Here is a 21,453-nt window from a genome sequence, read left to right on the forward strand (position 1 = left end):
CAGCAGGAGAAACCACATGGCTTCGACGCCAAGCATTGTCATTATTGGAGCAGGAATCGTCGGCACGAACCTGGCCGATGAACTGGTCACGCGGGGTTGGAACAACATCACTGTCCTGGACCAGGGACCCCTGAATATGCCCGGAGGCTCCACGTCCCACGCCCCCGGCCTCGTTTTCCAGACGAACCCCTCAAAGTCCATGGCACTTTTCGCCAAGTACACGGTGGAAAAGCTCCTGTCCCTCACGGAGGATGGCCAAAGCTGCTTCAACCAGGTGGGCGGCCTTGAAGTTGCCACCACGGAAACCCGTCTGGCAGACCTCAAGCGCAAGCTCGGTTACGCGCAGGCGTGGGGCATCGACGGCAAGATCCTCTCCCGCGAAGAGTGCAAGGAACTCTACCCGCTGATCAACGAGGAAGACATCCTGGGCGGCCTCCATGTACCTACCGACGGCCTGGCCCTGGCTGCCCGCGCAGTCCAGTTGCTCATCAAGCGCACCGAAGCAGCCGGCGTAAAGTACATCGGCAACACCGAAGTGACCGGGATCGAACAATCCAACCGCCGCGTCACCGGCGTCGAGACCGCCGACGGCGTGATCCCGGCGGACATCGTGGTTTCCTGCGCAGGCTTCTGGGGCGCCAAGGTGGGCGAGCTGATCGGGATGTCCGTCCCGCTCCTCCCGCTGGCCCACCAGTACATCAAGACCACGCCGGTTCCCGCCCAGAAGGGAAAGAACGAACTGCCCAACGGCGCTCAGCTCCCCATCCTGCGCCACCAGGACCAGGACCTCTACTACCGCGAGCACGGCGAGCGCTACGGCATCGGCTCCTACGCACACCGACCCATGCCCGTGGACCTGGACGAACTGGGCAGCTACGAGCCCAGCAGCATCAGCGAACACAACATGCCTTCCCGCCTGGACTTCACCCTGGAGGACTTCCTTCCCGCGTGGGAAGCAACCAAGCAGATCCTGCCGGCACTGCGTGAAAGCGAAATCGAGGATGGCTTCAACGGCATCTTCTCCTTCACCCCGGACGGCGGCTCCCTGGTGGGCGAGTCCAAGGAAGTGGACGGCTTCTTCGTTGCCGAGGCCGTGTGGGTCACCCACTCCGCCGGCATCGCCCGTGCCGTGGCAGAGCTCCTCGTGGACGGAAAGTCGCAGATTGACCTTGGCGACTGCGATATCCACCGCTTCGAAGAGGTCCAGCTGACCCCCGAGTACGTCAGCGAGACCTCCCAGCAGAACTTCGTGGAAATCTACGATGTCCTGCACCCGCTTCAGCCGAAGCTCTCTCCACGCAACCTTCGCGTCAGCCCCTTCCACGCCCGCCACAAGCAGCTGGGCGGCTATTTTCTGGAAGGCGCCGGCTGGGAACGCCCCTACTGGTTCGAAGCCAACGCCGAACTGCTGAAGGAAATGCCGGACGAATGGCAGCCGCCGGCCCGTGACGCCTGGTCCGGAATGTTCAGCTCCCCCATCGCCGCCGCGGAAGCCTGGAAGACCCGTACGGCAGTTGCCATGTACGACATGACCCCGCTCAAGCGCCTTGAGGTCTCCGGCCCCGGAGCCATGAAGCTGCTGCAGGAGCTGACCACCGCCGACATGACCAAGAAGCCGGGGGCCGTTACCTACACCCTCCTGCTGGATCACGCAGGCGGGATCCGAAGCGATATCACCGTGGCCCGCCTGAGCGAAGACACCTTCCAGCTCGGAGCCAATGGAAACATCGACACGGCCTACTTTGAGCGGGCTGCACGCCACCAGACGGAGAACGGAACCGCCAGCGACTGGGTCCAGGTACGCGACACCACCGGCGGGACGTGCTGCATCGGCTTGTGGGGCCCCCTCGCCCGGGACCTGATCAGCACGGTCAGCAGCGACGACTTCTCCAATGACGGCCTGCGCTACTTCCGGGCGAAGAAGGTTGTCATCGGCGGCGTCACCGTCACCGCAATGCGGCTGTCCTACGTTGGCGAGCTGGGCTGGGAGCTGTACACCAGCGCGGACAACGGCCAGCGCCTGTGGGACGCATTGTGGAAGGCAGGGCAGCCGTTCGGCGTCATCGCTGCCGGCCGCGCCGCCTTCAGCTCGCTGCGCCTGGAGAAGGGCTACCGCTCGTGGGGCACCGACATGACCACCGAGCACGACCCCTTCGAAGCGGGACTCGGCTTCGCCGTGAAGATGACCAAGGAAAACTTCGTCGGAAAGGAAGCACTGGAGGGCCGGACCGAGGAAAACTCTGCCCGCCGCCTGCGCTGCCTGACGGTCGACGACGGGCGCAGCATCGTGCTGGGCAAGGAACCTGTCTTCTACAAGGACCAGGCAGTTGGCTACGTCACGAGCGCCGCTTATGGCTACACCGTGGCAAAGCCGATCGCCTATGCGTACCTGCCCGCCGCCGTCTCCGTGGGTGATTCGGTTGAAATCGAGTACTTCGGCCGGCGCATCCAGGCCACGGTCACAGCGGATCCACTGTACGACCCCACGATGACCCGGCTCCGCGGATAAGAGCCGCAGGGCCATTCAAGGGCACGCGGCCCGGACTCATTCCCTCGCAACCGGAGTCCGGGCCGCTGCTTTTCCATGGCCTGTTTCATGCCCCAGGCCAGTCGACTAGAGCTTCAGCCCCAGGAAGACACATGATCAGTTCACAAACAATAAACGACTACCTCGCCAGGCTTGCCTCGCGCGAACCCACTCCAGGCGGCGGCGCAGCCGCGGCTCTCCACGCCGCCCAGGGGGCGGCACTGGTCGCCATGGTGGGCAGGTACACCACCGGCACGAAATACGAACAGCACGCCGAACTCGTCGCCAGGATCATCAGCAGCGCAGATGGCCTGGTGGCCCAGGCCCTGCACCTCGCGGACGCCGACCAGCACGCGTTCCAAGCCGTCATTGACGCGTACAAGCTCCCTGCCGGTACTGACGACCTCAAGGCTGCACGGACAGCGTCCATCCAGGACGCGCTCGTCCAGGCCGCGAAAACGCCGGCACAACTGATCCTCGTTGCCGGCGCCGTTGTGGATCTTGCCACGGAACTGTTCGAGGTGGCCAACGCCAACGTGATCAGCGACGTCGCCGCCGCCGTCGACGCTGCCCGGGCAGCCGCCACCACTGCACGGGTAAACATCGACATCAATGTGGTGGCCATCAAGGACACCGAAACACGTTCCCGGCTGGCTGCCCAGACCGATGGCCTTGAGGAAAAGGTCATCCTGGCAGCCGACTCGCTCGTCAAGCGCGTTCGCGAAAGGATTCTCGGTTGAGCACCACACTCCTCTCTGGACGAAACCTGGCAAAGCTCATTCAGCAGAAGGCCCACGACGAAGCCCGGAACCTCGAAACTGAGGGCCTGCGCCCCACCCTTGCAGTGGTGGTGGCCACCGATGACGGCTCCACGCTCTGGTATGTGCGGTCCATCGAACGGGCTGCTGAAAGCGCAGGCATCAATTGCCGGATCGTGGACCTGGGCCACGACGCGACGGGACAGGTTCTGGCCTCAGTCCTGAAGGACCTCAGCGCCGAGCCGTCCGTCAACGGCATCATCCTTCAGACGCCATTGCCTCCCGGCGTTGACGCAGATGCGCTGGTTGGGCACATCGCCCCCGAGAAGGACATCGACGGCGCCAACCCCCTGAGTCTTGGCCGGCTGGCTGTGGGCCAGCCCTCGTTCGCCCCCGCCACTGCACGGGCCGTTACCGAGATCCTGGACCACTTCGACATCCCGGTGGCGGGCCGAAACGTCGTCGTTATTGGACGTTCCGCCGTCGTCGGGAAACCGCTGTCACTGCTGCTACTGGAACGCGACGCCACCGTCACCGTCTGCCACTCCAGGTCAGGAGCACTGGAGAAATACACCAGGACGGCCGACGTCGTGGTGGTCGCCGCCGGGCGTACCGGCCTGCTGAACGGCGGCCACATTTCCCCCGGGGCGGTTGTGATCGACGTCGGCACCAACGTCCTATCCGACGGGTCCCTCGTGGGGGATGTGGACGAAGCCAGCGTCCGGGGCATCGCCGCGGCGCTGACACCCGTTCCCGGTGGCGTCGGCTCAGTCACCACGGCCCTGCTTCTCCTGCACACCGCCGAGGCCGCGCGGGAACAGTCGCGTGCCTTGGTCCGGGGAGCAGCCGGGTAATCCACGGCAAGCACCACTGCTTCGCTTAGGTCCAGTTGTTGTCTTCGCGCCCGTGCAGATCCCTGCGATCTGCACGGGCGCCAAGGCCGTGTCCTGCCAAGGGGCTACAGGACGGCCCTGATGAGGTTCTCGAAGTCCGTCACATGCTTGGTTGTCAGCCGCGCGGCAGCTTCGGAATCCCCTTCTGCGATGCACTCGAGCAGCTCAATGTGCTGGGCAATGTGCTCGGACACCGGAGGAAGTTTCTCCAGCACAAGGCTCCAGATCCGCGTCGCCAGGTTGTCGTACCGGATCAGGACATCCTCTAGATGCCGGCTCCCGGTGGCCCGGTAAATCATTCGGTGTACCCGCATGTCCAGGCGCATCAGGTTCTGCTGGGAGTGCATTCCTGGCAGGAGCTCCCCGACTTCCCTGGCAAATTCCTTGATCTCTTGCCGGAGCTGCGGCGACGCCATTCGGGCAGCCCGTGCTGCGGCCGCAGGCTCTAAGAGCTGCCGGATTTCGGAGATTTCGGCCAAATCCGTGATGTCCACCCCTGCGGCGAATGTTCCCCGCCGGGGATATGCCACCACCAGATGGTCGCTTTCAAGGCGCTTCATCGCTTCGCGGATCGGCGTCCTGCCCACTCCGAGCCGCCTCGAAATCACTTCGTCGTTCAATGGTTCGCCAGGCTTGATGTCCAAAACGATCAGTTCATCACAGAGCACCCTGTAGGCGAAGTCGGCGAAGGACTCGTCCTCCTGCCTCGTTGGCAGGAAGGACCCCCCAACATCCGACGGTAGTTCTCCACCGCTTGCCATTTCCAAGTCTCCTCCCGATGCACAGCCGAGCCTTGACGCGAAGGCCTCGTGTACATAGTATTCCTAGAACTGATATATCAATATCCCATGAAAAAAATGTCAACCCTAATGGAGAGCAATGAGCACAGAAGCTGTTGCAAGGATACGGCTGGAAGTAGTTCCGTCCGCCGATCTGCTCACGCAACTCCCCGCGGCTTTTGACACCATGGGATCCGTCAGCGTCACGTGCCTCCCGCACCACGGGCCTGCACGGACCGTAGAGACGTCCGTGAACCTGGCGCGCCTGGGCTACAACGCGGTTCCCCATCTCGCAGCCCGCAGCATCACGGGTGAGGCAGAACTCCACTCGCTGCTGCTGCAACTGCAGGAGGCCGGCGTCTCGGAGCTGTTTCTCGTTGCCGGTGACCGGCGCACACCCGCTGGCCCCTACAGCTGGAGCGGAGAACTCCTTGAGGCGGTCAACGCCTACTCACCCGACTTCTCGATAGGAATTGCCGGTTATCCGGAAGGCCACCCGCAGTTCAGCCAGGAGCAACTCAGCAGCAGCCTCCTCACGAAAGCACCTTTTGCGTCCTCCATGGTCACCCAGATGTGCTTTTCCGCCGAAGCAATCAGCCGGTACCTCCGGTCAATCCGCACGAGCGGCATCCAACTGCCCGTGTGGGTTGGAGTCCCGGGCCCGGTCTCCATCAGGAAACTGGTCTCCCTGGGAGCACGCCTCGGGGTGGGCCGCTCCCTCAAGCTCGCCCGCGGGACCGGGATGGCGGAAGCCCTCTGGCGGCGGGACGACTTCCTGAGCTACGACAGCGGGCGCCTGATTCGCGAGGTCCACCAGGAGCTGGCGGGCGATCCCCTCTTTGCCGGGTTCCATGTCTACACCTTCAACGACCTCGGCCGGTTGCCCGGCCTCCTGGATGGTGTACGCGCACTGCGGCCGACCGCCACCTTGGCCTCGGGCGACACCTCCATTCCACTGATTCCTGCCAAGATCTGAAGGGAAGATCACATGGCTTCAAAAGCCCCCAAGCAGAATATCGACGAGTCAAAACTGACCGTGACGAAGCCCAAAACGACGGCCGTCGGCATTCCGGCTGTTGCGAACGCGTTGAAAATTTCCCTTGAGCAGATGGGCCCGCTGCGCAGCATCCAGACACTCCTGGCAGTCAACCAGGTTGACGGCTTTGACTGCATGGGCTGCGCCTGGCCTGAACACGAAAAGCGCAATGCTGCGGAGTTCTGCGAGAACGGCGCCAAGGCGGTGGCCGAGGAAGGCACGCGCCGCCGCGTCACTCCTGAATTCTTCGCGAAGCACTCCATTGCAGACCTGAAGACCCGTGACGACTACTGGCTGGGTCAACAAGGCCGGCTCACGCATCCGATGCTCCTCGAGGAAGGCGCAACGCACTACAAGCCCATCGCGTGGGACGACGCTTATGAGCTGATCGCCCAGGAGATCAGGGACATGGAGCACCCCGATCAGTCTGTCTTCTACACTTCCGGGCGGACATCGAACGAGGCAGCCTTCGCCTACCAGCTCCTCGTTCGCGGCATCGGAACGAACAATTTGCCCGACTGCTCCAACATGTGCCACGAATCGTCCGGCTCGGCCCTGGTAGAAACGATCGGCATCGGCAAAGGCTCCGTCAGCCTCACGGACCTGGAGACGGCGTCGCTGATTTTCGTGGCGGGTCAAAATCCGGGCACCAACCACCCGCGCATGCTCAGCGCACTGGAGAAGGCGAAGAAGAACGGCGCCGTCATCATCTCAGTGAATCCGCTTCCCGAAGCCGGGCTCCTGCGGTTCGAGAATCCGCAGAACATATCCGGCATGGTGGTGGGCACGCAACTGACCGACGACTTCCTCCAAATCCGCGCCGGCGGCGATCAGGCCCTCTTCCAGGGGCTTGGCAAATACCTTCTCGAAGCCGAAGCCCAAGGGCGCAAGACCCCCGGCCTGTCCACTGTGCTGGACCATGAGTTCATCAGGGACCATACCGTTGGCATCGACGATTACCTGCGGTACCTCGAAAAGGCGGAGTGGGACGACATCGTCGAAGCCACGGGGCTGACGCTGGAACAAATCAAGTCCACAGGCGAGCGCCTCCTGGCCTCGAGCGCCACGATCGTCTGCTGGGCCATGGGCCTGACCCAGCACAAGCACTCGGTACCCACCCTCCGCGATGTGGTCAACGTCCTGCTTCTGCAAGGCAACATCGGTAAGCCCGGAGCAGGCGTCTGCCCCGTCCGCGGCCACTCCAACGTCCAGGGCGACCGGACCATGGGTATCTTCGAGAAGATGCCCGAGAGCTTCCACGACCGGCTTGACCACGAGTTCGAATTCCGCTCCCCCCGGGCGCATGGCTTCGACACCGTGGCTGCTATCCGCGCTATGCGGGACGGCAAGGTCCGCGTCTTCATCGGCATGGGCGGCAACTTCGTGCGGGCGGCCCCGGATTCCGAGGTCACCGAACAGGCACTGGCCAACACCCGCCTGACGGTGCAGATCTCCACGAAACTGAACCACTCCCATGTGTCCACGGGTCGCCGTGCGCTGATTCTTCCAACACTCGGACGTACGGAGAAGGACACCCAGCGCACCGGTGACCAGAGGGTGACAGTGGAGGATTCCATGAGCGCGGTCCACGCCTCCCGGGGTCGCCTGAAGCCCGCCAGTGAACACCTGCATTCAGAAGTGGCCATTGTGTGCAACATCGCCCACAAGATCTTCACCGGCAGCGACAACCTCCCGCTGCCCAATACTCCCAAAGCCGACTGGCTGGCCATGCGGGACGACTACTCCATCATCAGGAAGCACATCGAAGCGGTCCTCAGCGGCTTCGAGAACTTCGAGGAACGGATCCAGAACCCGGGCGGGTTCGTCCTTCCCCACCCGCCCCGGGACGCCAGGAAGTTCGATACCGCCTCGGGCAAGGCGCACTTCACAGGCAACGAACTGGAATTCATCAGGGTCCCTGCCGGACGGCTCGTCCTCCAGACGCTGCGCTCCCACGACCAGTACAACACCACCATCTACGGCAAGGATGACCGCTACCGGGGCATCCACGGCGGGCGCCGCGTAGTCCTGATCAACGCCGACGACATTACTGAGCTGGGGTTCACGGACGGGGACATGGTCCATCTCATCTCCGAATTCCAGGGGACCGAACGACGCGCCGAGAACTTCCGCATCGTGTCATACTCGACGCCCAAGGGTTGCGCGGCGGCCTACTACCCGGAAACAAACGTCCTCGTGCCTCTTGATTCCGTAGCCGACACCAGCGGCACGCCGACCTCCAAGTCCGTTATCGTGCGGCTTGAGCGGGCCGAATCGTGAGCTCTGTCCTGACGGCGGAAGCAACCGTTGCCACAGGTGTGGACGGGCCAAGGGTGGAGCGGGCTGTCCGCGAATACCTTCTGGCCATCGGCGAGGATCCCGAAAGGCCCGGACTGGCGGACACCCCGGCCCGCGTGGCCCGCGCCGCCGCGGAAATGTTCGGCGGGCTCCATGAGGATCCCCTGGCAGTCCTGGACAAGACCTTCGACCTCGGCCACGGTGAAATGGTCATCGTGAAGGACATCCCGTTCTATTCCACCTGCGAACATCACCTGGTGCCGTTCCATGGCGTGGCACATGTGGGCTACATCCCGTCTGCTGAGGGACTGGTGACCGGCCTCAGCAAGCTCGCCAGGCTGGTGGACGTCTTTGCGCGAAGGCCGCAGGTCCAGGAGAGACTCACCACCCAGGTGGTAGACGCACTTGTTACGTCGCTGCGGCCCTTGGGGGCAATTGTTGTGATCGAGTGCGAGCACCTGTGCATGTCAATGCGGGGCGTCCGCAAGCCCGGGGCAAAGACCATCACGTCTGCAGTCCGTGGTGAACTGCGCCTGCCGGCCGCCCGGGCGGAGGCACTGAGCCTCATCCACGGGCGCTAAGAAATCTCTCTGGACATGCCCCTGCGGCTGCCATACGATGTAACTGATATATCTTTATTGACCAACTAAAAATATCAGGCTCGTACGCCCTCTTCTGCGCGACGACCAACAGCACTAACACACACCAGACACCATCAACGGAGAAGCAATGTCTGATATCACTCAAGCCCAGGCCGATGCCATCCTCGGCGCCGCCCGAGAGTCGGCCCGTGAGACGGGCACCGCCATGAACATCGCGGTAGTGAACGCCGGTGGCAACCTGAAGGCCTTCACCCGCATGGATGGCGCCTGGCTCGGCAGCATCGACATTTCCATCAAGAAGGCCCGCACTGCCCGCTACTTTGACATGGCAACGGGATCCATCGGCGAACTGTCCCAGCCAGGGGGCCCGCTGTTCAACATCGAAGTCTCCAACGGCGGACTTATCACGTTCCCGGGCGGACTCCCCCTGCACGATGAGGACGGCACTGTCATTGGCGCAATCGGCGTCAGTGGCAGCACGGTGGAGAACGACCACACCGTAGCTTCCGCAGGAGCTGCCGCCCAGCGCTAGGCAGGACCGGGACGCCATGCCACCGGCACGGCATCCCACTGACAGCCTTCGTCCTCGCGAAGGATGAACTGTCCCGTTTCCCGTGAATGGTGCTTCGGTGGCCTGAAACCTGGGGAGGTATCCTCATCGAAGCACCGCTTTCGGGCAACGGGGCAGCGCCGGCAACTTGCCGGACCAGTGCAAGGCAATCCGAGATGGCAGGCCTGGCACCAAATCCCAGCACCACCCCGCAGCCAAAAGGAGTGTCCATGTCAGGAAACAGAGCCGTCGCCTACAAAGAACCCGGTGTCGTCGAAATTATCAATACCGACTACCCGACGTTCGAACTCAAGGATGGGCCTGGCGTCAATCCGGCCAATGTGGGCCGGAAGGTACCCCACGGTGCGATCCTGCGCACGGTGACCACCAACATCTGCGGTTCCGACCAGCACATGGTGCGGGGCCGCACCACCGCTCCCAAGGACCTCGTCCTCGGCCATGAAATCACCGGTGAAGTGGTGGAAGTCGGTCCGGACGTGGAATTCATCAAAGTCGGAGACATCGTCTCCGTACCGTTCAACATCTCCTGTGGCCGTTGCCGGAACTGCAAGGAGCGCAAGACCGGCATCTGCCTGAACGTCAACCCGGACCGTCCGGGCAGCGCCTACGGTTATGTGGACATGGGCGGCTGGGTGGGTGGACAGGCAGAATACGTGCTGGTCCCTTACGCTGACTGGAACCTGCTCAGGTTCCCGGACCGCGACCAGGCCCTGGAAAAGATCATGGACCTGACCATGCTCTCGGATATCTTCCCCACCGGGTTCCACGGCGCCGTCACCGCCGGAGTCGGCGTCGGGTCGACCGTGTACATTGCCGGCGCCGGCCCGGTCGGCCTCGCAGCCGCCGTCGGTGCGCAGTTGCTCGGTGCCGCCGTCGTCATTGTCGGTGACATGAACGAAGACCGTCTGGCGCAGGCCCGCTCCTTCGGGTGCGAGACGGTGAACGTCTCCAACGGAGATCCGAAGGACCAGATCGAGCAAATCCTTGGCGTTCCCGAAGTGGATTGCGGTGTCGATGCTGTGGGATTCGAAGCCCGCGGGCACGGAAAGGATGCATCCCATGAAGCCCCGGCCACGGTGCTGAATTCCCTCATGGACATTACAGCCGCAGGTGGGGCCCTGGGCATTCCCGGCCTGTACGTCACTGGCGACCCCGGTGGAATTGACGACGCCGCCAAGCACGGTTCCCTGTCGCTGTCATTGGGCACCGGGTGGGCAAAGTCCCTGTCCTTCACCACTGGCCAGTGCCCCGTCATGTCATATAACCGCCAGCTGATGATGGCCATCCTGCACGACAAGGTCCAGATCGCCAAGGCAGTGAACGCCACAGCGATCCCGCTGGAGGATGCACCGCGCGGCTACGCCGAATTCGACGCCGGCTCGGCAACAAAGTTCGTGCTGAACCCGAATGGATACGTCAAGGCGTAGCACCCCAACTGACCGGGCCGGGGATTGCGGGGCAAGCACCACGTGGTGCACGCCTCGCGGTCCCCGGCCCGCACATTTTCAGCGCATCACTACCATCAGGAAGGGGCACCCTTGCTCGCCCAAGATACCGCCACCAGCGGCAGCAGTTCGGTGTTGCGCTCCGCAGGGCCACTTTCCGGACATCCCTCCTCCACCTGGCTCGAAGCCCGGCAACTGGCTTTCGATTGCGCCGTCCCGCTCGCCCCCGCGGAGCTTCCGCTCGCGTTGGCAGCGGGCCATACCCTGACCCGTGACGTCGCCGCCCTGCAAGAACTCCCCCATTACGCCTCCTCTGCCATGGACGGCTGGGCCATCAACGGCGGCGGTCCCTGGATCCTTACCCCCCATGAGCCCTTTTTGCTTCCCGGCCGGGCCAGTGTCATAGCCACCGGCGGACTAATACCCGTTGGCGCCCAATCGATACTCCGCAAGGAAAGCGGCCAGGTCCTCCGCGGCGCTGACGGCAGCCTTCTCCTGCGACTCAATGACAGGGCAAAGGAAGGCGAACCCGGCCGGGGCCAACACATTCGTCCTGCCGGCGAGGAAGCTGCGGCCGGGGAAGTGCTGATCCCGGCCGGCACAACGCTGAACCCGGGCCACCTTGCCCTCGCCGCCGTGGCTGGCCACGACAACCTGCAGGTGCAGGCCAAGCCGGTGGTCGGAATAGTGCTGACCGGTTCCGAAGTAGTCACGTCGGGCGTTCCGGAACCAGGCCAGGTCAGGGATACGTTTGGTCCGCAGCTGGGGACTGTCATTTCCCTTCTCGGTGGCACGCCTGGCGGCTCCCTGCGGATCGGAGATTCCTACCCCGAGTGGCTCGCGGCGCTTGGCGGTTCTGACGCGTTTCCCGGGTCGATGCCGGACCTGACCATAACTACCGGCGGAACCGGCTGTTCCGGGACAGATCATTTTCGCGCCGCCATCGCTGCCCTCGGCGGACAGCTGTTGGTGGATGGCATCGCCATGCGGCCGGGCCACCCCGCGGTCCTGGCCAAGCTCCCGGACGGCCGCTTCGTCGTCGGGCTGCCCGGTAACCCCCTGGCAGCAATGATGGCCCTGATCACCGTAGGTGGACCGCTGCTGGAGGCACTCGGAGGCAAGCCCCTGAGCGACGTTGGACAAGTGACTTCCGCGGCTGACATTGATCCGTGCCCCGGCCGTACGCGCCTGATTCCCTGCACGTTCATCGAGGGGCTTGCCTTCCCCGCCTCGCATACGGGACCCGGCATGATGCGTGGACTCGCTTGTGCCGACGGCATCATGGCCGTTCCCCCTGCTGGAGTCCAGTCCGGCGAGCCGGTTCCTGTGCTCCCGCTCCCCTGGACGCAGGCCAACGAAACAATCCATACCACCACCAACCGCGCACGGAGGACCCCATGGCCCGCATGACACAGCGCCGCAAGATCCACCGCTTCCACCTGGACGGTTCCGGCACCGAGTACCCGGTGCGGTTCAAGGAAGACATAGTCGCCGCTGAGGAGCCCCTGGAAATCCGCATCGGCGGCCGCTCCTTCGCTGTCACCATGAGGACCCCGGGCGACGATTTCGACCTGGTGGCCGGGTTCCTGGTCTCGGAAGGCATCATCAGTTCCCACTCCGAGCTGGTATCGCTGCGCTTTTGCGCCGGCGATGCCGGGGGAGAACAGACATATAACGTGGTCGAGGCCCAGTTGAGGCCGGATGTACGCATGCCTGACACCATGCGGCATGTCTATACCTCAAGCTCCTGCGGCATCTGCGGGACAGACTCGATCGACTCCGTCCGCAAGACCCTTCCCTTCGATCCTGCCCGGGACACGCTGCAGATTCCCGTGGATGTGCTCGCCGAACTGCCGGAGCGGCTTCGCGAGGCCCAGGCGGTGTTCGACAAGACGGGCGGCGTCCATGCGGCCGGCCTTTTCAAGGTGGATGGCGCCAGCCCTGAGTTGCTGTGCCTCCGGGAGGATGTCGGACGCCATAACGCTGTGGACAAAGTGGTGGGCTGGGCGCTGCGCCAAAACCTGCTGCCTCTGAGTGGCACCGTCCTCCAGGTGTCCGGGCGCGCGTCCTTCGAACTTGTCCAGAAGGCCGCCATGGCCGGCATTCCCGTCCTGTCTGCTGTGAGCGCGCCCTCCAGCCTGGCCGCCGACCTTGCCGTCGAAACCGGAGTGACGCTGGTTGGATTCAGCAGGGGACACAGCCTGAATGTCTACGCCGGGCGCGAAAGGCTGGGCCGTCCGCAGAAGGCCCGCGAGGAAACCTATGCCAAGCTTTGACGTTGTCCTCGCCGAGCTCAGCGAGGCCCCCATCTCGGTGGACCGGGCCACAGCGGCAGTCCAGGGCGATGAAGCCGGGGCGGTGGTCAGCTTCAGCGGAGTGGTCCGAAACCACGACGGCGGCATGGCCGTCAGCAGATTAGGCTACTCGGCCCACCCCACCGCGCATCGCGTCCTCGCCCAAGTGGTGGAAGAACTGGTCGCGGAGCATGCCGGGAAGGCCGACAAGCCGGTCCGCATCTGGGCCGCCCACCGCGTCGGGATGCTGGAGGTGGGTGATCCTGCACTGGTCTGTGCCGTGTCAGCAGCCCACCGCGCCCAGGCCTTTGAGGTGTGCTCACAGCTTGTGGACCGCATCAAGGCACGGGTGCCGATCTGAAAGGAGCAATTCTTCGCAGACGGCACCGTGGAATGGGTCGGCGCAGGCCAACAACTTCCTTCTGAACGTCCCTCGCAAGTAATAGAGAAATAGGAGCATAATGACTGCCATTTCAACGACCCAGTCAGGTGCGCCGGTTACGTCCGACGCGCATTCGAAGTCAGTTGGTGCCGACGGTGCCATCATCCTGACTGACCACTACTTGGTCGAAAAGCGGCGTGAAGAGCCCCGGCATCAAGGAACGCGCCATCCAATACTGGACCAACGTCGACGCCGAACTCGGCGCCAAACTCCGCGCCAACCTCGGCACAGCCGCTGCCGCCGACTCCGACGCCGAAGCAGCCAACAAAATCGGCTAACCCGCCGACCAGTTCGAGGGGCACCCCATTGGGGTGCCCCTCTTTTGTTTGCCGGTGGCGTCGGGTCGCGAACCCGCGTTCTATACCAATTGAGGGGCCGCAGGCGAGTCGGTCTAGGATGAACATGATGAGGGCGCAGGTCAGCTGGGACTCCCAGTCCCCAGGCACCCTGCATGGACTATGACATGAGGCACAATGGCCGCACGTAACGACCAAGACCCGGACGCAGACGCTCAGGGCGGCGGCGTCCAATCGGTTGACCGCGCCCTCCAGATTCTGGAAATTCTCGCCCGCGAGGGGGATGCCGGCGTCAGTGAGATCGCTGAGGAGATGGGCGTCCACAAGTCCACCGTGTCCCGGCTCGTAGGATCCTTGCTGGGCCGGGAACTGGTCCGCCAGAATAATGAACGCGGGAAGTACCAGCTGGGGTTTGGAATCCTGAGATTGGCATCGTCCATCCCTGGACGCTTGAGCGTTGTGCGCGAGGCCAGGGAAGTTCTGGAGAGCCTGGCAACGCAGTACAAGGAAACTGTAAATCTGGCGGTCCTTCGATCGAACTTCGCTGTCAACGTGGACCAGGCCATGGGCCCTTCTACCCTTGCGACCTACGACTGGGTAGGCAGCCTGACACCCCTGCACGCCACTTCCAGCGGCAAGGTGCTGCTCGCTGCCCTGCCGGCGGACGAAAGGGACACCATCCTCAGGACGGTCGGCCTGCCGGCCCGCACGCCGCGAACCATTACGAATCGCGGGGAGCTGGAGAAGCAGCTGCTGGATGTCGCCCGGCAGGGTTACGCTGTGGTCCACGAGGAATTCGAAATTGGCCTGACGGCGGTGGCCGTTCCCATCTTCAACCACTTGGGGAGTGTCATCGCGGCGGTGAGCATTTCCGGTCCTGCGTTCCGGTTCACGCCCGAGGAGCAGCCTGGGCTCATTGACGGCCTCCGCGAAGCAGGTATGGCCATCAGCGGGAAAATGGGCTACAGACGCCGGTAGGCCCGGCCCTAAGGGCTAGGCGTGGCGTTCTCACAGGGTGTCTAGGCAGGCTTGATAGTGTCGCCGACTTTTCCTTCGATCCAGTCGTGGAAGGCGCGGATGTGGTGTTCGCTGGGGACCAGCACACCACCCTTGGAGTAGACCCTCGAGCCCATGGCAGGCTCGCAGCGTTCGCACGCATCGAAGTCCTGCTGGTTGACGCGGTGGAACAGCTCCACAGAAGCCGTCACATCCACGCGGGATGTGGTCCAGCCCTTCTGAGCCGTCAATGGTGAAGCCCTGAGCGCGGGCTGCCTTGGCTGCAGAAAGACCAGCCAAAGATGCTCCCACGATCGCGAGCCTCTCCATATTCTCCCCTTCTGAATTGCTTCCTACGCAACAAGGATCATGATAAGCAACAGGGTGACGCATGCCACGCTGAGTGTCAAGATGCGCCTTGGTCCCGTAGAAATACGTCATGAAGATGCAGAAATACCTTGACACTGGGCTGTGACGAGGCGCACTCTGTTGCTTAGCGCGAAATGTGTTGATCCCTGCGGAACGAAACGAAGGCTTTGCAGCCTTCCTTGCACGAGAAACCTGATCCCAAACCTGAAGAGGTGCAATATGCACAACGCCTGCCCGCTCAGTGAACTTGCTCCCGGGGAGGCATTAAGGCTCGACACAGCTCCACCCATCGCCGTCTTCCACACAGAAGAGGGCGAGATCTTCGCCATCGACGACACTTGTACCCACCAGGATGCTTCACTGGCCGACGCTATGTGGAGGAATGTTGGGTCGGGTGCCCGCTTCACGCATCCAGGTTCAACCTCCGTTCAGGAGGCGTGGACCAACCGCCGGCCAAACTGCCGGTCCGGACTCACGAAGAGCAAATCGTCGATGGCAACATCATGGTCATCGAATCGGACGAAGCCCCCAACCTTCCGCCCGGACTAACAGCCGAAGGCCATGTTTAACCGCAAGCCCATGACTCGCCGAGCAAAGGACCCGCTCATGGCTATTAATAGTGACCTAAAACCCCTGACACCAGAGGAGGTGCCCGCCGACAACGGTCTGGCAAGGACTCACCCTAGTGAGGAGCCCGAAAGTTTGGGCAATACCAAAGAAGTCATCAGTGTCTCCAAAGAAGAAGACACACACCCCGCCGTCCTCGATCCGGAAGACGGAAGCGCAGAACCGCTGCCGGACACCGAAGAGTATGAGCAGATCCTGGAGGAACTGCGCAATGCCAAGACCGAGCAGGCCGTCTCCCTGCGCCGGAACCACTCGCTCACCCTCGACAAAGTAACGTTCGGAATCACCGGCGCCATCGCCATCGCCTTTGTCATCTGGGGCTTCGTGGGCCGCGACAGCCTCTCCGCTACCTCCACGACCGCCCTGAATTGGGTCATGGAGTACACCGGCTGGCTCTTTATGGTCCTGGCTTCCCTGTTTGTCGTTTTTGTCCTGTGGCTCGCCCTGGGCAAGTTCGGCAACATCCCGCTTGGCAAGGACGGCGAGAAGCCCGAATTCCGTACCGTCTCCTGGGTCGCGATGATGTTCGCGGCCGGCATGGGCATCGGACTGATGTTCTACGGTGTAGCCGAACCGCTCTACCACTACATCTCTCCCCCGCCCGGAACCGTGGACGGCCGCACCCCTGCAGCCATCCAGACGGCCATGGCCACCTCGATCTTCCACTGGACCCTGCACCCCTGGGCAATGTACGCAGTGGTAGGCATTGCCATGGCGTACGGCACCTACCGCCTGGGCCGCAGGCAACTCGTCTCCGCAGCCTTCACCTCACTTTTCGGCATCAGGATGGTGGAAGGCCCGCTCGGGAAGTTCATCAACATCCTGGCCATTTTCGCCACCCTCTTTGGTACGGCTGCTTCCCTGGGCCTCGGCGCCCTGCAGATCGGCAGCGGCATGACCTCCAACGGCTGGTTCGGCGAAATCGGCACGCCCGTGCTTGTGGGGATCGTCGCCGTCTTGACCTTCTGCTTCGTCGCTTCGGCCGTCTCGGGCATCAGCCGTGGCATCCAGTGGCTCTCAAACATCAACATGGTCCTGGCCGTCGTCCTAGCACTCATCGTTTTCATTGCCGGCCCCACCCTGTTCATCCTCAACCTGATCCCGTCCGCAGTCGGCGACTACGCCCGCGACCTGGCCGAGATGTCGTCCCGGACCGAAGCGGTCGGCGATGAGGCCCTTCGGAGCTGGATGACCGGTTGGACCATCTTCTACTGGGCCTGGTGGATCTCCTGGACGCCCTTCGTAGGCATGTTTATTGCCCGCATCAGCCGCGGCCGCACCATCCGCCAGTTCGTCACCGGCGTGCTGCTGGTGCCCAGCGTCGTCAGCGTGATCTGGTTTGGCATCTTCGGCGGAGCCGCCTTCCACGTCCAGCAGGAAGCTGACAAGGCAGGAACACCCGGGCTGGTAACAACGGTCGACGGCGTCTCGTCCGTCAACTTCGACGGCGCACTCTTCGACCTGGTCAAGAACCTTGGTATGCCCGGCTGGCTTACTGTTGGCGTCATCGTCTTGGCTATGGTCCTGGTGGCAATCTTCTTTGTCACCGGTGCCGATGCTGCTTCCATCGTGATGGGATCGCTCAGCTCCAACGGCGCCGAGCACCCCCGCCGCGGAGTGGTGATCTTCTGGGGCAGCCTCACCGGCGCCGTGGCAGCGGTCATGCTGCTGGCCGGTGGCGATGAACCGTCGGAAGCCTTGGCTGGCCTGCAACGCATCACCATCGTCGCAGCGCTACCGTTCATCGTCGTCATGCTCCTGCTCTGCTTTGCCCTCGCCAAGGACCTGCGCCGGGATCCGCTGTCCCTGCGACGGCGCCTGGCTACCTCGGTCGTCGAACGGGCCATCAGGACTGGCGTGGAACAGCACGGCGGCGTTCAGTTCGACCTTGTCACGAAGCATGATTGCGCTGATTCCTGTCCTGACCCGGATTCCCACCAGGGCGGCACCCACACGGGCAGCATCCCGACCGTCCAGACCCGGCGGGCGGACCGGGAGTAAAAAGGTTCACCGTCAGTAGCAATCCGCCCCGGTGGCACGCGGCTCCCCAGCCCGTGCCGCCGGGGCGCACTCACACCCCCACTCAGCTGCAAAGGTCAGTACATGTACGATCGCCACGATCAACCCCCGATTCTCCGGGTCAGCCGGAACGGAAAGGAGCCGGTGGATATCCGGCTTGAAGCATCGAGTCCAGTGACCGTTCGGCTGCAGGTGGATGGTTGCTGCAACTGCCAACACCACACCGAAGACCGCCCCGGCTCGTATGTTGACAGCGACCTTGGTGTCCGCTGACGGCGGCCGCGCCGCATCAGCCCCAAGGCCATGACCGTTCAGCTGGGCATCCCGGTACTGCGCCGGTCCGGGAACAGCAATCAAGCGCCTAGTGTTTCAATTCACCGCAGGCCGATGCTGGTTGCCAGAGCTATGGCCTCCGTACGCGAAGTGACACCCATCTTCCGGAAGATGTTTCCCACGTGGAACTTGACCGTGTTTTCACTGATGTTGAGGGCGCCCGCGATCGACCTGTTCCGCTGACCGGACGCCAGGTGCTGCAGCACTTCCAACTCGCGACTGCCCAATTTCCAGGCGCTGACGTCGGCAGGAGCAGCCTGGGGGGCATCCAGCGGAAGCGTCACGGAGACATCTGTACCCCAGCCGGGCATGACATCTACCTGCATCTTTCCGTCCAGGGCCTGAACCCGCCGGTCCAGCCTGCCCAAACTGGATGCGTCGGCGGCAAGAGTTCCGCCGCCGTCGTCGCGGACATTGATCAGCAGATTCTCGCCGTCGCAATCCCACTGGGCCCGGACCCTTCGGACTTCCGGCTGGTCCAGCATGGCCAGCAGTAGGCCCCGCACGATGGCCCGGGCTGCATGGGCGACTTCGCCCGGGAGGGCCCGCCCGTTCAGGGGAGGTTCGACGAACTGCACCTCCACCCCGCTGAAACGCGTCAGTGGAAGAAGGTCTTCCCGGAGGCGCTCGAAGGCCTTGGCTACCGGTTCTTCGATCAGGTCCGTGGTCCTGTCACTCAACGTGCGAAGCCTTACAAGGGCTTTGGCCACCAAATCCGTGGCTGCTGAACGTGCTGCGGCGTCATCCAGCGCCGTTGACCTCAGCGCCCCGGCGACGATCTCAAGCGTTGTCGCATGCTGGTCCACCAACTCGGAAGTCACCCGGAGGCGTTCAGCTGACGCCGCCCTGGACTCCAACAAGTATGCAGGCGGAGCATCCGCGACCTTTTCGTGAATCCTGCGCGCGGCAAGGTGCCACAGGTACTTGGCGATGTCCGCGCCTGCTTCCGCGTTACCGGGCTCAGAGTCGGGCACAACAGGATCCGTAAGCACCAGCAAGGCCCTGCTGGAGAGGTATTTCATCGCGAGGACCGGACGTTCCTTTGCGGCAATCACGGCATCCCCCACCCAAGGTTCTTCCCCGCTAAGGGCAGCGCGGAGGCTGTCCAGCTCCTCGATGGACACCCCTGAGATGATGCTCTCCAAACCCGCCTTCTTCTGGGGCCTGCCGGTGCAGTCCTCCGTGAAGATCACCAGGGCGCTGCTGGCGAGATAAGGAGCCAGCGCCTTCCGCAACTCTTCCGCTATGGACGTCAGTGGCGCGTTCGCCACCGCCGCGATGGACTGCAGCAACGGCCATGGCAAAGCCGGGGTGCCGGGGCTGCCGGGCGGCGTGAGGGGTGGGAGCCTGTCCACTGGCGAGCTGGTCATGGGGTCCTTTCGGCAGGAGCAGAGCACGAACTACCAGAAAGTATAGCTATAACCACCTTTAGTGGGCGTTACACCCATACCAAAGCAGCGGCAAGATTGATGGCGGAATACATCCCAGATGGATGGACGCCTCCAACAGAGCGAAGGAAATAATGGGTCCAACAGCAATCGGTTCATCGGACCGCCTCAGCGCCGGGGCAATTCTCCAGAACTTGTCCCTCATTTCGGGCGAGATCAGTGGAACGGCGGCCCAGGTCGATGGAGACCGTTTGGAAGCCATGACGGCATCCATCCGTTCCGCCGACAGGGTTTTCGTCGCCGGTGCCGGCCGAAGCGGCCTCGTCCTCCGCATGGCTGCCATGCGGTTGATGCATCTCGGCCTCAACGTCCACGTGGCGGGCGACACCACGACTCCGGCCATCCGCGCCGGCGATGTGCTTTTGGTGGCGTCCGGCTCCGGCTCCACCTCTGGCGTGGTCAAGGCAGCCGAAACCGCTGCGGCGGCCGGTGCCCGCGTGGCCGCGGTGACCACCAACCCCGACTCCCGCCTCGCGGACCTGGCGGATTCGCTGGTGATCGTACCTGCCGCACAAAAGACGGATCACGGCTCCAGTGTCACTCGCCAGTATTCGGGAAGCCTCTTCGAACAGGTCCTCTTCGTCCTCACCGAAGCCGTTTTCCAAACCATCTGGAACGACACCGACGCGCCGGCTGAAGAACTCTGGCTCCGGCACGCAAACCTCGAATAAGCCCCTCCTTTTACGCCACACCAACACCAACAGAAAGAGAAACATCATGAAGCTTCAGGTAGCTATGGACCTCCTGACCACCGAAGACGCGCTCGAGCTGGCCGGCAAGGTCGCCGAGTACGTTGACATCATCGAACTCGGTACGCCCCTGATCAAGGCAGCCGGACTTTCCGCTGTGACCGCAGTCAAGCAGGCCCACCCTGACAAGATCGTCTTCGCCGACATGAAGACCATGGACGCCGGGGAACTCGAAGCCGACATCGCGTTCAAGGCCGGCGCCGACCTCGTCTCCGTGCTGGGAAGCGCCGACGATTCCACCATCGCAGGTGCCGTGAAGGCGGCCCGCGCACACAACAAAGGCATCGTCGTGGACCTCATTGGTGTGCCGGACAAGGCCACCCGCGCCAAGGAAGCACGGGCACTCGGCGCCGAGTTCGTGGAGTTCCACGCAGGCCTGGACGAGCAGGCCAAACCTGGCTTCGACCTGAACGGACTGCTCAGCGCCGGTGCCGAAGCACGCGTGCCCTTCTCGGTGGCCGGCGGCGTCAACCTCTCCACCATCGAAGCCGTCCAGCGGGCCGGGGCTGAGGTTGCCGTAGCCGGCGGCGCCATCTACGGTGCAGCCGACCCCGCCCTGGCAGCAAAGGAACTCAAGGCCGCCATCGCCTGATCCCACACCTAAGATGCGGCGGTCGGCACCGGAAGGTGCCGGCCGCCGCATCTGGTAGTGGCACCCCTCGGCCCGATACTGTCCTCCGCCCAGAAAGCAGCAAATGCCAGATACCCTCGTCCGGTTACCCCGGACCAAGAATCCGCTCCGGGATCCGCGTGATCGTCGTTTAAACAGGATTGCTGGTCCGTCGTCGTTGGTGCTTTTTGGGGTGACTGGTGATCTTGCGCGTAAGAAGCTGATGCCGGCTGTGTATGACTTGGCGAACCGGGGGTTGTTGCCGTCGAGTTTCGCGTTGGTGGGTTTTGGGCGGCGGGCGTGGAGTGATGGGGAGTTCGCTGCTGAGGTGAAGTCCTCGGTGCAGGCTTATGCGCGGACG

19 protein-coding genes and 2 pseudogenes are annotated in these 21,453 nt (G+C 63.3%); 18 read left to right on the forward strand and 3 right to left on the reverse strand.

Annotated features, from left to right (window positions below; genetic code table 11):
* Positions 1-16: 16 nt before the first annotated feature.
* The 3 genes from ACFC25_RS20485 (at position 17) to ACFC25_RS20495 (ending at position 4,139) form a co-directional block, all read left to right on the forward strand.
* Positions 17-2,509 (forward strand): FAD-dependent oxidoreductase, encoded by a 2,493-nt coding sequence (locus ACFC25_RS20485; protein WP_376048531.1) that lies wholly within the window; start codon positions 17-19, stop codon positions 2,507-2,509.
* A 131-nt stretch (positions 2,510-2,640) separates the two neighbouring features.
* Positions 2,641-3,267, forward strand: coding sequence for a cyclodeaminase/cyclohydrolase family protein (locus ACFC25_RS20490; protein WP_376048534.1), 627 nt, complete (start codon positions 2,641-2,643; stop codon positions 3,265-3,267).
* On the forward strand, positions 3,264-4,139 hold the full coding sequence (locus tag ACFC25_RS20495; protein ID WP_376048537.1) for a bifunctional 5,10-methylenetetrahydrofolate dehydrogenase/5,10-methenyltetrahydrofolate cyclohydrolase: 876 nt from the start codon (positions 3,264-3,266) through the stop codon (positions 4,137-4,139). Before ACFC25_RS20490 ends, ACFC25_RS20495 begins: the two co-directional genes overlap by 4 nt.
* 104 nt (positions 4,140-4,243) lie before the next feature.
* Here ACFC25_RS20495 and ACFC25_RS20500 read toward each other — a convergent pair whose 3' ends face one another.
* Positions 4,244-4,939, reverse strand: coding sequence for a GntR family transcriptional regulator (locus ACFC25_RS20500; RefSeq protein WP_337349129.1), 696 nt, complete (start codon positions 4,937-4,939; stop codon positions 4,244-4,246).
* A 118-nt stretch (positions 4,940-5,057) separates the two neighbouring features.
* On the opposite strand from ACFC25_RS20500, the gene ACFC25_RS20505 reads away from it, so the two are divergent.
* From ACFC25_RS20505 to ACFC25_RS20550, 10 genes are all read left to right on the forward strand, one after another.
* Positions 5,058-5,933, forward strand: a complete 876-nt coding sequence (locus tag ACFC25_RS20505; protein WP_376048541.1) for a methylenetetrahydrofolate reductase — start codon at positions 5,058-5,060, stop codon at positions 5,931-5,933.
* A gap of 12 nt (positions 5,934-5,945) precedes the next feature.
* The gene (locus ACFC25_RS20510; protein WP_337352259.1) at positions 5,946-8,273 is read left to right on the forward strand and encodes an FdhF/YdeP family oxidoreductase; all 2,328 of its coding nucleotides are present in this window, start codon (positions 5,946-5,948) and stop codon (positions 8,271-8,273) included.
* On the forward strand, positions 8,270-8,872 hold the full coding sequence (gene folE, locus ACFC25_RS20515) for a GTP cyclohydrolase I FolE (RefSeq protein ID WP_376048545.1): 603 nt from the start codon (positions 8,270-8,272) through the stop codon (positions 8,870-8,872). The genes ACFC25_RS20510 and folE overlap by 4 nt, the downstream gene beginning before the upstream one ends.
* A 148-nt stretch (positions 8,873-9,020) precedes the next feature.
* Entirely contained in the window at positions 9,021-9,425 is a 405-nt protein-coding gene (locus ACFC25_RS20520; protein WP_376048548.1) for a heme-binding protein, read from the forward strand.
* Between the two features lie 248 nt (positions 9,426-9,673).
* On the forward strand, positions 9,674-10,891 hold the full coding sequence (gene fdhA, locus ACFC25_RS20525; protein ID WP_337349124.1) for a formaldehyde dehydrogenase, glutathione-independent: 1,218 nt from the start codon (positions 9,674-9,676) through the stop codon (positions 10,889-10,891).
* 111 nt (positions 10,892-11,002) lie between these two features.
* Positions 11,003-12,319: a molybdopterin molybdotransferase MoeA gene (locus ACFC25_RS20530; RefSeq protein WP_376048551.1), complete on the forward strand. Its 1,317-nt coding sequence runs from the start codon at positions 11,003-11,005 to the stop codon at positions 12,317-12,319.
* Positions 12,307-13,185 carry a formate dehydrogenase accessory sulfurtransferase FdhD gene (gene fdhD / locus ACFC25_RS20535; RefSeq protein ID WP_376048554.1) on the forward strand — a complete coding sequence of 293 codons (879 nt, stop codon included), beginning with the start codon at positions 12,307-12,309 and terminating at the stop codon, positions 13,183-13,185. The genes ACFC25_RS20530 and fdhD overlap by 13 nt, the downstream gene beginning before the upstream one ends.
* Positions 13,172-13,564: a molybdenum cofactor biosynthesis protein MoaE gene (locus ACFC25_RS20540; protein ID WP_376048557.1), complete on the forward strand. Its 393-nt coding sequence runs from the start codon at positions 13,172-13,174 to the stop codon at positions 13,562-13,564. The genes fdhD and ACFC25_RS20540 overlap by 14 nt, the downstream gene beginning before the upstream one ends.
* 218 nt (positions 13,565-13,782) lie before the next feature.
* The gene (locus ACFC25_RS20545) at positions 13,783-13,923 is read left to right on the forward strand and encodes a hypothetical protein (protein WP_376048578.1); all 141 of its coding nucleotides are present in this window, start codon (positions 13,783-13,785) and stop codon (positions 13,921-13,923) included.
* 195 nt (positions 13,924-14,118) lie between these two features.
* Entirely contained in the window at positions 14,119-14,919 is an 801-nt protein-coding gene (locus ACFC25_RS20550) for an IclR family transcriptional regulator (protein WP_337349238.1), read from the forward strand.
* 41 nt (positions 14,920-14,960) lie between these two features.
* Here the strand turns inward: ACFC25_RS20550 and ACFC25_RS20555 are convergent, their stop codons facing one another.
* Positions 14,961-15,188: an SRPBCC family protein gene (locus ACFC25_RS20555; protein ID WP_376048560.1), complete on the reverse strand. Its 228-nt coding sequence runs from the start codon at positions 15,186-15,188 to the stop codon at positions 14,961-14,963.
* Between the two features lie 337 nt (positions 15,189-15,525).
* On the opposite strand from ACFC25_RS20555, the pseudogene ACFC25_RS20560 reads away from it, so the two are divergent.
* Positions 15,526-15,875: pseudogene (locus ACFC25_RS20560) on the forward strand (bifunctional 3-phenylpropionate/cinnamic acid dioxygenase ferredoxin subunit).
* A 10-nt stretch (positions 15,876-15,885) separates the two neighbouring features.
* Positions 15,886-17,934 (forward strand): BCCT family transporter, encoded by a 2,049-nt coding sequence (locus tag ACFC25_RS20565; protein WP_376048563.1) that lies wholly within the window; start codon positions 15,886-15,888, stop codon positions 17,932-17,934.
* A 392-nt stretch (positions 17,935-18,326) separates the two neighbouring features.
* Here the strand turns inward: ACFC25_RS20565 and ACFC25_RS20570 are convergent, their stop codons facing one another.
* Complete coding sequence (locus ACFC25_RS20570) at positions 18,327-19,655, reverse strand: LuxR C-terminal-related transcriptional regulator (protein WP_376048566.1); 1,329 nt, start codon at positions 19,653-19,655, stop codon at positions 18,327-18,329.
* Between the two features lie 152 nt (positions 19,656-19,807).
* On the opposite strand from ACFC25_RS20570, the gene hxlB reads away from it, so the two are divergent.
* The 3 genes and pseudogenes from hxlB to ACFC25_RS20585 all read left to right on the forward strand — a co-directional run.
* The gene (gene hxlB / locus ACFC25_RS20575; protein ID WP_337349242.1) at positions 19,808-20,404 is read left to right on the forward strand and encodes a 6-phospho-3-hexuloisomerase; all 597 of its coding nucleotides are present in this window, start codon (positions 19,808-19,810) and stop codon (positions 20,402-20,404) included.
* A gap of 46 nt (positions 20,405-20,450) precedes the next feature.
* Entirely contained in the window at positions 20,451-21,074 is a 624-nt protein-coding gene (gene hxlA / locus ACFC25_RS20580; protein ID WP_337352774.1) for a 3-hexulose-6-phosphate synthase, read from the forward strand.
* A gap of 103 nt (positions 21,075-21,177) precedes the next feature.
* Positions 21,178-21,453: pseudogene (locus tag ACFC25_RS20585) on the forward strand (glucose-6-phosphate dehydrogenase); the annotation flags it as partial.

This window comes from Pseudarthrobacter sp. NPDC055928 (assembly GCF_042270935.1).
Lineage (GTDB): Bacteria > Actinomycetota > Actinomycetes > Actinomycetales > Micrococcaceae > Arthrobacter.

Bases quoted from the DNA above. Each gene is read 5' to 3' on its own strand.
- ACFC25_RS20485 (WP_376048531.1), top strand. From the start codon at position 17: ATGGCTTCGACGCCAAGCATTGTCATTATTGGAGCAGGAATCGTCGGC.
- ACFC25_RS20490 (WP_376048534.1), top strand. From the start codon at position 2,641: ATGATCAGTTCACAAACAATAAACGACTACCTCGCCAGGCTTGCCTCG.
- ACFC25_RS20500 (WP_337349129.1), bottom strand. From the start codon at position 4,939: ATGGCAAGCGGTGGAGAACTACCGTCGGATGTTGGGGGGTCCTTCCTG.
- ACFC25_RS20505 (WP_376048541.1), top strand. From the start codon at position 5,058: ATGAGCACAGAAGCTGTTGCAAGGATACGGCTGGAAGTAGTTCCGTCC.
- ACFC25_RS20510 (WP_337352259.1), top strand. From the start codon at position 5,946: ATGGCTTCAAAAGCCCCCAAGCAGAATATCGACGAGTCAAAACTGACC.
- ACFC25_RS20520 (WP_376048548.1), top strand. From the start codon at position 9,021: ATGTCTGATATCACTCAAGCCCAGGCCGATGCCATCCTCGGCGCCGCC.
- fdhA (WP_337349124.1), top strand. From the start codon at position 9,674: ATGTCAGGAAACAGAGCCGTCGCCTACAAAGAACCCGGTGTCGTCGAA.
- fdhD (WP_376048554.1), top strand. From the start codon at position 12,307: ATGGCCCGCATGACACAGCGCCGCAAGATCCACCGCTTCCACCTGGAC.
- ACFC25_RS20540 (WP_376048557.1), top strand. From the start codon at position 13,172: ATGCCAAGCTTTGACGTTGTCCTCGCCGAGCTCAGCGAGGCCCCCATC.
- ACFC25_RS20550 (WP_337349238.1), top strand. From the start codon at position 14,119: ATGGCCGCACGTAACGACCAAGACCCGGACGCAGACGCTCAGGGCGGC.
- ACFC25_RS20565 (WP_376048563.1), top strand. From the start codon at position 15,886: ATGACTCGCCGAGCAAAGGACCCGCTCATGGCTATTAATAGTGACCTA.
- ACFC25_RS20570 (WP_376048566.1), bottom strand. From the start codon at position 19,655: ATGACCAGCTCGCCAGTGGACAGGCTCCCACCCCTCACGCCGCCCGGC.
- hxlB (WP_337349242.1), top strand. From the start codon at position 19,808: ATGGGTCCAACAGCAATCGGTTCATCGGACCGCCTCAGCGCCGGGGCA.
- hxlA (WP_337352774.1), top strand. From the start codon at position 20,451: ATGAAGCTTCAGGTAGCTATGGACCTCCTGACCACCGAAGACGCGCTC.